Consider the following 10143-nt stretch of genomic DNA (forward strand, 5'->3'; position numbering starts at 1 on the left):
TTGTTCTCTGGTAGAGCAGAGCAGGCTCAGGGCTACTGAAAGCCTGCTCCGTAACGCTTTAGCGGTCGGAGTCGGGTAGTTTACCCGCACGCAAACGAGATTTTGCCTCGGTGCCGGCAGGGATCCCAAGTAGCAGCCAAAACCTAATCTTGAGTATCCAACCTGCGCACCAACCAGCGCCGCAGCGGATGCCACACCGGCAAGGATAGAATCCAGCGGGATTGCTGCTCCAGCATGAGACGCTCCACCGGATACAGGCCGAACAGCTCATAGCGGCTTTGGGCAATCAGGATCCCCATCGTGAAGCTGACACAGAGCAACAACCCCAAAGTCGGCCATCCTGGGCGGTGAAACAAGGCATATCGCAGGCCCGTCCAAGTAAAGTAATCCCACAGGCGGGCTATATCCGCTCGCAAAGCCCAGAGACTGGGGATCCCGACTACCAGCCACAGCAGGCCCAGAAAGATGAAGCTACCGCCGTGGTAGAGGCGCAACAGGCGCTTGGCTGCCGGAGACAGGGATTGAGTGCCGGAAGAAGCTTTCTTTCGCCCAACTGAGCCAGGATCAGGGAGCAAGGGCATGGGGATCCCAATTTTCGACACCTCAACACCCATTTTGGACTTATCTCCGACGCAATAGCTCGGTTGCATGGGATCCTCGAACTCAAACGAGTACTTTTCTGCTTTCGGCTCGCCCATTTTAAGGGATCGATGCACAGGGAGCCCAGTTGTGGCTCTCCCGCTGCACAGCGCCATCCAAAAAGGCACTGATCAAAGCATCTGCTCAAAGCATCTGCCGTCTGCAAGTCTTCCTTATCCGTACAGTCAAGTTTCCTGAGAGACGCCCAGACGTCCCGTTCCAAGAGCTTGGCAGACGATCTCTTTGACGTTCATATCCTGAGCGAAAACCAACATTCCCATGGTGAAGGGATCCCGCCCTGGCTCCCCAAGGCAAACCGCGCAATTTGCCCAAGCAACAATGCAGAACTCAAGGTCAGAGGCAGGTTGGTCGGGGTCAGAGAATGGGAACTGGGTCGGGGATATAATGGCTCTGCACCCTTTTCTTCGGCCTTGCTAGCTCAAAGGATAGAGCACCGACCTTCTAAGTCGATGGTTGCAGGTTCGAGTCCTGCGCAAGGCGCTGGCCTTGCCCTCTAAGCCTTGCTTGGGGTTTCCGACAAGCTGCCCTGATGGGGGCACCACATCTGAACCATCACCTGCCGAGAGTGGCTTTCTACCCGCAGGGATCCCTGCAGCAGCTCCACTGCCTTTTGAACCAGCGATAGACCCAAGCCCGTTCCCCCGGCGTTGCGGCAATCCAACTGGGGGAGGCGATAGAACTTTTCAAAAAGGCGGGGCAACGCTTCTGCAGGAATTTCCGCCCCTGTATTGCGCACCGTGATCAGCCAGCCGGGACGGCCATTGGAGTTAGCCTGGCTCACACTCAAATAGATGCTTTCCCCGGTGGGGGTGTACTTACACGCATTGTTTAAAAGCTCGCTGACCACCCGCGACAAGAGGCTCTCATCCGTGCAGAGGAGCCAAAGGTCGGGATCCCATTCCACCTGAAACTGTTGGCCCTGTTGGGCAGCTCGCAGCCGGAAGGGCTCGGCAAGATTGGGGATCCATTCCTGGGGAGATAAACAGGTAAGTCTGAGGACTTTGTTTCCGGATTCGAGGGCTTGCAATTCCAACAGGTCGTTGATTAACTCCAGCTCGCGGTTGGTCTCCATCTCCAAAATTTGAAAGTAGCGCCTTTCCCGCTCGGTTAGGTTGGCTTTGGATAAAAACCCAATGGCCAGCTTCATGTTGGTGAGAGGCGTGCGCATTTCATGGGAGACCATGTGCAGAAACTCATCCTTGAGTTGGTTGAGCTCCTGCAACTGCTGCACCTGGCGCTGAATTGTCTGATAAAGACGTGCTTGGCGAATGGCGATGGCACATTGGCCGGCTACCCGTTGGATAAGCCGTTGTTCCCGCTCGGTAAATATCTGCCCCAGTGGACGGGATCCACAAACATTCCCCAAAACAAGCAGTTCCTCGTCTTGCCCTGCCAGATCCCTTTTTTCACAGATGGGGGAGACGATCAGGGTACAGCGGTCATGGTTGGGCCAGCAGGGGTGATGGAGATTGCTGAAGTGGCAAAGCTGTCCGCGCTGGAGCTGACGAAGCACATGGGTGAAATCCGCAAACGAAACCTCCAGGGGAAAGCGCTGGATCCCTTCTCCGGCCAAATAGTCCACCGCCAAAACGCTGACCTGCCGCTCTGGGTCATGAAGGGCAATGGTGCAATTGGATAGGTTCAAGCTCAGGGCCAGTTCTCGGGCTACCGTTTCCAAGATTTTTTGTTCATCCAAAGTGGAGCGAATTTCTTCGGTGATGAGCTGGAGTAGCGCTTCGTCGTTGTAAGCTTGTTCGAGCTCTGCATTGCGCACCCGCACTTGGTAATCCAATTCAGCATTGGCCTGCTGCAGCTTTTGATAAAGCTCTGCCTGCTGAATGGCCACTGCCAGGTGCTCCCCGATAGCCTTGGCCAGCTCGATCTCATCGGTTTGCCAATCCGGATCTGAAGTCAGGCGCCGCAGCGATAGCCCGCCCCACATTTGTTCCTGACAAGCCACCGGGATCACCAGCCAAGGGCCCAGTTGGTATTCTCGCTTCTCATAAATGGCAAAGGGATCGGCAATCTGCTCCGGATCCTGGACATGAAAAATTTGCAGCCGTTTCAAATGATCGAAAACCATAAAATCCCTGCTATCCGGCAGTCGCAGGTTCAGATTGTTGGGCAAATTAGGAAATCGGCTATGGCTGGCAATGCCCAACCACACGGCCTCAGCGGGCAGGTACTGATAAAGGGTAACTCGTGCTGCCTGCAACACTGCCCCCACTTCCCGCACCGCCACATCAAATAGGGTGGGTAAGTCCAGAGAGGTGTTGATGGCCTGAATGAGCTGATTAAACAGTCTTTCTCGCTGCAATTGCCGCTGCAGTTTCAGCTCAGCTTGCTTGCGAGGGGTGATGTTTCTGATGATCACCAGCACTTGATCTTCCCCAAAGGGAACGATGCGGGCCTGGCGATATTGGGGCTGAGGGGATCCCTCTGGGCAGGGGTATTCGATCTCTTGAGCTTGCCGGGTTGCTAGGGCCAGCTCCAGATGCTCGCGAATGGCTTGGGCTATGGGTTCCGCCCCACCGGTGCAACCGGTATCAGGAAACAGCTCTTCAGGAGTTTTGCCCAGGTAGTAGGCAGGGGGATGGGGGACAGAAAAATGGCTGGGCGGCTTGAACTCCAGACAGCGGCCCTGGCGATCCAGACGAAGCAGCATGTCGGGCAGGGCTTCCAGGAGCTGGCGATAGTGGCGCTCTCGCTCGGCCAAGGTGATCTCTAATTGCTTGCGCTCGCTGATATCCAGGGTCACCCCGACAACCTGGCCGGGATCCCCTTTCGGCCCCAAGAGCACAATCCCCTGGGAAAGCTGCCAGCGCATCTGGCCGTCGGCCTGGTAAACCCGATATTCCACCGAAAAGTTGGGATCCCCCTCTACCGCCCTGGGCCCAGCCGTCTGCAAAGCTTCTTTCACCCTTTGGCGATCTTCCGGGTGAACGTGCTGCAAAAACACTTCCAGGGTGAAATCTTGGCCGGGATCCAGCCCGTATTTGGCCTTGCACTGGGGAGAAGCACTCAACTCCCAGGTGCGCAAATCCAGTTGCCAATAGCCCAGTTGGGTGGCTTCTAAGGCCAAATAGAGATGCTCTGGATAAAAGCTGCCGTCTCCTGGCCGCACCGGCACCAGGCGGTATCGAGTTGAAGCCATCTCCCTCACCAGATTCTATGAGCCCTGCCTCATTGTGGACGATTTTCAGGAGACGTGAAGGATCCTACTATTCGAATTGCCAGAAATTCCTAACCTTAAGCATGGCTCCAGAATGACTTTGGAAATGTATTCTTTGACACCAACCCTTCAGCCTGAGCTAGGCTTCAAACCCACGGGGAGAAGGCTACCCTGCTGATGCGACCGGGAGGCTTTGGGCCGGGCTTGTGGGAAAGGGGGGTGCCTCTGCTATAGTATCGTCAGTTGCATTTCGGATCCCAAGTGGTGGGATCCCCCTGGCAGGTAGGGTCAGGGCAGGCTTCGAGATGTCTTTGCGCTCTTGCGAGAGTTGACGTTGCGTTGAGCTTTCTCGGTGTGATCCTGCCCTTAGCCTGCGTGAAGCGTTTTCTCTTTTTTATGCTTTCCTGTGCAACGTTAAGCCTGACGTTTAATCACAGAAAACTTCTCCTGCTCTCGAGTTTGGGTTTATCTGTAGTAAGACCTGTATTCAGATTTTCCCGATGGGTTGACGGTTTCCTGTTCGCCCTGGCGCGGCTTCTCAAGGTGCCGTTGCCCTCTTCATTTGGTTAGCGGACGGGGAAACAGAAGATTGCTAGATCTGGACAATTAGCAGGGCCGAGGTTGTCTTCACTTCCTTGGGCTTTGGCTTAAGTTTTCCTTTCCCCGGGTATCTCTTGCAAAGTTGCCCGATGTTGGCGATGGCAACAGGATAGTCTGTTTAGCCTGCTGTTAGGTTTTTTGGATTCTCTGAGTTGGGTTGATGGGCTGGCCCGCGGCATGGCGAGCGAAGGGATCCCTTTGACCTTTCTCAGCAGACTTCTCCCTATTTTTTCCTAGCTCAACTCAATCATTTTCCAACTGAAGAATTCAAGGTTATTGCTGTGGTTTGTGAAGTTTCTCCCAGTTTGGATCGACAGCATCAGTCGAGCGAACCTGCATTGTCCCAAGGCCACCCCTTGGATCCCCTCAGTGCTGAGGAGATGCGGCAAGTGGTGCAGATCCTGCGCCGGCAACGGCCCCTCAGTTCTCAGGGGCGCTTTGTAACCATCCAGCTACACGAGCCGGAGCGGCCTTGGATGGAAACTTGGCAGCCGGGGCAGCCGTGGGATCGGCAGGCTTTCGTGGTGCTGTTGGATCCGGCCAGTGGCAACACCTACGAAGCCGTGGTCTCTCTGTCAACACAGCAGGTGCGCTCTTGGCAGCTCATTGCGGGCGTGCAGCCCCCTCTGCTCGACGATGAGGTGTACGCCTGCGACCGCCTGCTCAAGGAGGATCCCCAATTTTTGGCGGCTCTGCAGCGGCGGGGGATTGCCGATGTGGATTTGGTGATGGTGGACTACTGGACGGTGGGCTACTTCGGGATCCCGGAAGAAGAAGGGCGGCGGCTGGTGCGAGGCTTTTGTTTCCTACGTACTTCCCCTTGCGACAACGGCTATGCCCGCCCCATCGAGGGGCTCTACCCCTGGATTGACCTCAACCGCATGCAAGTTGTCAAGGTGGAGGATCGGGGTCTGTGGCCCTTGCCGCCGGAGTCCGGTAACTTCGACGAGCTGTTTTTCAAAGATTTTCGCCAAGATTTGAAGCCACTAGAAATTACCCAGCCCCAAGGGGTGAGCTTCCAGGTGGAGGGGCACCACATCCGCTGGCAGAAGTGGGATCTGCGCATCAGCTTTAACCCGCGAGAGGGGCTCGTCCTCCACCAGGTGAGCTACGAGGATCAAGGCCGCCTTCGCCCCATTCTCTACCGCGCCTCGGTAGCCGAGATGGTGGTGCCCTACGGGGATCCGCGGGATCCCCACTGTCGCAAAAATGCCTTTGATGTGGGGGAATACGGCATTGGCATGCAGGCCAATTCCCTGCAGCTGGGCTGCGACTGTCTGGGGGAAATCTACTACTTCGATGCCTGGCTGCCCACCAACAGCGGTGAGCCCATGCTTTTGAAAAATGCCGTCTGTATGCACGAGGAGGACTTTGGGGTGCTCTGGAAGCACACCGACTGGCGCACGGAACGGGCGCAGGTGCGGCGCTCGCGGCGGTTGGTGCTTTCCTTTTTCACCACCATTGGCAACTACGACTACGGCTTTTTCTGGTACTTCTACCAGGATGGCACGCTGGAGTTTGAAGCCAAGCTCACCGGCATCATCAACACTTGCGCCACGTTGCCGGGGGAAGAGCCGGAGTTTGGCGTCTTGGTGGCACCCCAATTGTCTGGCCTCAACCACCAGCACTTTTTCACTGTCCGCCTCGATATGGCGGTGGATGGGCCGTGCAACTCCCTCTATGAAGTGCATGCAGAACCTCTGCCTCTGGGGCCGGATAACCCTCACGGCAACGCCTTTCGCGCCCGCTCCACCCTGCTCAAAACCGAGCAGGAGGCTAAGCAAACGGTGGATCCCTTGCGGGGCCGCTATTGGAAGATTGTCAACCCCAATCGCCACAACCGCCTGGGACAGCCGGTGGCCTACAAACTGATGCCGGGGGAAAACGTCCAGCTTTTGGCCCACCCCGACTCTTGGCTGCACCGACGGGCAGGATACCTGGCCCACCACCTCTGGGCCACGCCCTACCATCCCGGCGAGAAGTTCCCAGCAGGGAACTACCCCAACCAACATCCCGGTGGCGAAGGGCTGGTGCAATGGACGCAAGCGAACCGCTCCCTGGAAAACACCCGCCTGGTGCTCTGGTATAGCTTTGGCTGCAATCACTTCCCCCGCACCGAGGACTGGCCGGTGATGCCGGTTAGCTACATCGGCTTTATGCTCAAGCCCCTGGGCTTCTTTGAGTGCAACCCAGCTCTGGATGTGCCTCCTCCCCCGCCGAAGACCAAAGGCTGCTGCAGCTTTATTGACTACCCCCCTGCCTAGAGGGCGAGGATTCTTTCAAGTGCGAACAGCTTGGGCGCGACAGGAGTGAGAGGGGAGGCACTCTTCGCCCACGGGGCTTGAGACCTGGTTTCTGGGTCACCGTAGCAGGTGCCTTCCATTGCTCAGCCCCGGTCTTTGGTGCTGGGCAAAAGCTCTGCTCAGATCTGCTCAGATTGAGAGTTCACAAGCTGCTGCGAATCACAAACGAGTAGTTGCTGCCCGGTTCCAGCAGATAGTCGGATTTTTCCAGAAAGCGGCTCAAGGGCTCGCAAATCAAAGCTCGCCCCACAGAAGGCTCCACTCTGAGTTCCCCGGCCCGAAAGCGCCAGCAAAAGCGCCAAACCCAACCATTGGCATTGACTTCCCCCTCAATGGCACCCTCTTGCCAAGAGCGGCGGGTAATTTGGATGTGGGCAGTGGTCTGAGGCAGTCGGCTCATCCGGCATCTCCCGACGGGATCCCTTGTAGGGTAGCGCGTGGCTCCCTCGCTGCCGCCAGCAGATCCAGCATGGGGAGTGAGGTATCAGAAGCTCAACCCATTGAGTGAAAGGGATCCCCTAAATAGGGTCAGTTCTTTTGATTTTCTTGATTTTCTGAGAGCGGCTGCAACAAACCCCCCAGGGTAGGGGGGCTGTTTCCTGGGCTCCTGCTGTAGGAAAAGCTGGCCAGAAGCTAGCGAGCGGCAGTTGCAAGGGTCTTCGAGGATTTTTTCTCTGGCTTTTCAGCCGCAACCTCTGCTAACAAAGCTCGCAGGCTGGGAAAAAGGAAGTGGTTCTCCTCGACATATTGCGCGCCGAACAACCCCTTCTCCGCCCAGAAAAACCGATCAACTGTATGTTCATTTCGTCGCACCAAAATAAGTGCGGGGGGCTGAATAGACTTCTCCTGAATATATTTTCGAGCAGCGGTTACAGACTTCTCCTCACCACTGTCCAAATTAAATTGAGGAATGTGATCTAAAATCTTGCGCCCTTCCAGACGACGGCGGCTCTTACGCTTTCTTCTCCTAACCAATGTAAGCCTCCTGTAGAAGGATGACCGAACAACCGCAACCGCAAAGAATATATCAGCGCTGCTTAAGAAAAGCAATAACTTTTACCCATTTTTGTTATCATCTTTTACAAAGGCAATAAAGACAGCAGTCGCCCTCAAAGCCCTTGAAGGGTTACTTATGGACGCGCCCAAAAAAATCTAATCGGGAACCTTTCTCCGAACAAAAAACCCTCCAACAATCGCCTGCAAAGAGAGCTGGCGATTGGGCGTTTGCTAGGTTGACTGCTGATATTGATAGGGGATCCACGGGCTCTGACACCTGCGAAGAAAGTCAGATGCCGATGTGGGAGATCCGTATCAAATCTGGCCCCTAGCCTAACATTAACAAAAACGATACTCAACAGAACATATACCTAAGCTCAGCTTCAAGACAACCCCCTTTGGGCTGAAGTGCTAAGTCAATTGCCAATGCTGCAAGTCTGGAGCTGCTCAACCGAGGAGAGAAAGGGGCACTCCGGTGCCGGGCTACCGTTGAACAGCGCATGTAAGACTGTACAACCAACTTCTTGTTTCTACAAGAGATCCACTGCAGATCCCCAGCATGTCCACACAGCCCTTTCGCGAGTTCATCCTGGGAGCCCTGGAGTGAGGAGTTCTGGTACCGTAGGGATTGGATGGATCCCGCCTCAGGTGCCGGCAAGCTGGAATGAGCTTGATGGGCTGCCAGGACTGCGTTGAACCGATTAGACGGAATTCAGGCATCTTGCTAGTCTGGCTTCAGGTTTGGCTGCACCTCAAGGGCTTAGGTCTATCTTGTCTGGGTTTGGGGAGTTTTGGGCATGATGAAATTCGCGTTGCTGATGGGTCTGGGACTCAGCTTGGGATCCCTGCCGGCTTGGGCACAGGGAGCAACCCCGTCGCCCGGCCCTGCTGCAACTGCTTCTCCGACTTCGGGGGGGGCTCCGGCCACAGCAACTCCCAGCCCTGTGGCATCTCCAACTCTGACCCCAGAGCAAGTCACCGATGCCCAGGTGGAACAGTTGGTGCGGATTCTGTTGGAGTTGGATCCCCTGATTCGGGAAGCGAGCGCCCAACTGCGGGAAACCCAGAACGAGGAGGAGTACGAGCAAATTATGCAGCGCACAGAAACCCAAGCCAGCCGCATTGTCGAGGAGCAAGGGCTGACAGTGCTTCAATACCGCGAATTGATGACCTTGGCGAACGAAAATCCTGTTCTCAACCAGCGGGTTCGGGCCCGCTTGCAAGAAGTTTTGCAGGAAGGGGAAGCTTCCAACTCTCCAAAGCCGGCCACCCCGACGCCTACACCCTAGGCTGAGCTGGCTTGCCTTGGCCAAAGACAGGGAGAACCCGAGGCAGCCGCAAGGTAAAGCAGGTGTGGTTGGCCTCGCTGTTGAGGTGAATGCTTCCTTGCAACAGGCTTACCCGCTGCCGCACAAGGGCCAACCCCAACCCTGTCCCCCCTTGCCGCCAGGGATCCGCGCTGGGCACCCGATAGAACTTCTCAAATACCCGCTTTTGCTCTTCCAGGGGAATGGTTACGCCGGTGTTGAGGACTTGGATGTCCAGGTGGTCGGAATGGCAGGTGGCCTGAAGGCTGATCAGGTGCCCAGCAGGGGTGAATTTACATGCATTTTTCAGCAATTCCGCCAGCACCGACTTTAGCACTCCCGGCAGGGTAAAAATGGCAGGCAGTCCTGAAGGGATCCCAAGGCTGAAGCGCTGATGGCGGCTATGGGCCTCCTGAGCAAAGGGCTCCGCGATCTGGGGCAACCACTCTTGCAGCTCCAACCAGCAGGGCTGCTGTGAACCGTTCGCGTTAGCGGGACGGAGTCCCTTGAGCACCTCTAACTGCTGCAGTTCCAGCAGATCCTCGACCAGTTTGATCTCCCGCTCGCATTCGTTGTCCAACACCTTCAAGTACTGAGAGATCTTGGCCGGATCCGGGGATCTGGGAGCGCCCTGGGCAGGCAGCAGGACGGAGCTGAGCAGGCGGATGGCCATTTTCATGTTGGAAAGAGGGGTGCGCAGCTCGTGGGACACCGTGCTAAGGAAGTCATTTTTCAGGCGATCCAGCCGCTGCAATTCCTGTACTTGGCGATCCAGTTGGGCGGTGCGGGCCTGTACCTTTTCTTCCAGGGTGCGGCTCAGTTCCTGAACCTGTTGGAACAGTTCCGCCTGCCGAATGGCGGTGGAGAGGTGATCGGCCAAGGCCAAGATCAGATCCTGATTGGTGGCCAGCCAACCGGGACGTGCTGTTTTCAGCTAGAACCCGCAGGAGCCCCGCACTCTATTAGTGGCTAGTGACTAGTGGCTAGTCACTACCCACTCACCACTATCCAGGGTCAGTGCCGGAAGGAATGCGGCCTTCCTTGATGAAGTACAATCGGCGCATGACCCAAGTCCTGACTGTAGCTTGCAAACTCAAGGTGTCCC

The 10143-nt window shown here is 56.2% G+C and carries 7 protein-coding genes and 1 tRNA gene; 3 read left to right on the forward strand and 5 right to left on the reverse strand.

Features of this window, described 5'->3' with window-relative positions; genetic code table 11:
- Window positions 1-143 precede the first annotated feature (143 nt).
- A complete protein-coding gene (locus NW843_RS02445) occupies window positions 144-581 on the reverse strand; it encodes a hypothetical protein (protein ID WP_414329770.1) in 438 nt (145 codons plus the stop codon).
- 486 nt (window positions 582-1067) lie between these two features.
- On the opposite strand from NW843_RS02445, the gene NW843_RS02450 reads away from it, so the two are divergent.
- Window positions 1068-1140, forward strand: a tRNA-Arg gene (locus NW843_RS02450).
- A gap of 13 nt (window positions 1141-1153) precedes the next feature.
- Here NW843_RS02450 and NW843_RS02455 read toward each other — a convergent pair.
- Complete coding sequence (locus NW843_RS02455; RefSeq protein ID WP_414522016.1) at window positions 1154-3814, reverse strand: ATP-binding protein; 2661 nt, start codon at window positions 3812-3814, stop codon at window positions 1154-1156.
- Between the two features lie 899 nt (window positions 3815-4713).
- On the opposite strand from NW843_RS02455, the gene NW843_RS02460 reads away from it, so the two are divergent.
- Window positions 4714-6696 carry a primary-amine oxidase gene (locus NW843_RS02460; protein WP_414522017.1) on the forward strand — a complete coding sequence of 661 codons (1983 nt, stop codon included), beginning with the start codon at window positions 4714-4716 and terminating at the stop codon, window positions 6694-6696.
- Between the two features lie 181 nt (window positions 6697-6877).
- Here the strand turns inward: NW843_RS02460 and NW843_RS02465 are convergent, their stop codons facing one another.
- Both NW843_RS02465 and NW843_RS02470 read right to left on the reverse strand, forming a co-directional pair.
- Window positions 6878-7135, reverse strand: a complete 258-nt coding sequence (locus tag NW843_RS02465; RefSeq protein WP_414329773.1) for a DUF3146 family protein — start codon at window positions 7133-7135, stop codon at window positions 6878-6880.
- Window positions 7136-7368: 233 nt separating this feature from the next.
- Window positions 7369-7710, reverse strand: a complete 342-nt coding sequence (locus tag NW843_RS02470; protein ID WP_049749658.1) for a DUF3155 domain-containing protein — start codon at window positions 7708-7710, stop codon at window positions 7369-7371.
- Between the two features lie 818 nt (window positions 7711-8528).
- Here NW843_RS02470 and NW843_RS02475 point away from each other — a divergent pair.
- Window positions 8529-9020, forward strand: a complete 492-nt coding sequence (locus NW843_RS02475; protein ID WP_414522018.1) for a DUF4168 domain-containing protein — start codon at window positions 8529-8531, stop codon at window positions 9018-9020.
- Here NW843_RS02475 and NW843_RS02480 read toward each other — a convergent pair.
- Window positions 9010-9924 carry a sensor histidine kinase gene (locus tag NW843_RS02480; protein ID WP_414522019.1) on the reverse strand — a complete coding sequence of 305 codons (915 nt, stop codon included), beginning with the start codon at window positions 9922-9924 and terminating at the stop codon, window positions 9010-9012. The genes NW843_RS02475 and NW843_RS02480 overlap by 11 nt on opposite strands.
- Between the last annotated feature and the right edge of the window lie 219 nt (window positions 9925-10143).

The organism is Synechococcus sp. R5-12 (assembly GCF_047502655.1).
Lineage (GTDB): Bacteria > Cyanobacteriota > Cyanobacteriia > Thermostichales > Thermostichaceae > Thermostichus.

Excerpts from the sequence above, each read along its gene's own strand:
- NW843_RS02445 (WP_414329770.1), bottom strand. The coding sequence starts at position 581 with ATGCCCTTGCTCCCTGATCCTGGCTCAGTTGGGCGAAAGAAAGCTTCT.
- NW843_RS02455 (WP_414522016.1), bottom strand. The coding sequence starts at position 3,814 with ATGGCTTCAACTCGATACCGCCTGGTGCCGGTGCGGCCAGGAGACGGC.
- NW843_RS02465 (WP_414329773.1), bottom strand. The coding sequence starts at position 7,135 with ATGAGCCGACTGCCTCAGACCACTGCCCACATCCAAATTACCCGCCGC.
- NW843_RS02475 (WP_414522018.1), top strand. The coding sequence starts at position 8,529 with ATGATGAAATTCGCGTTGCTGATGGGTCTGGGACTCAGCTTGGGATCC.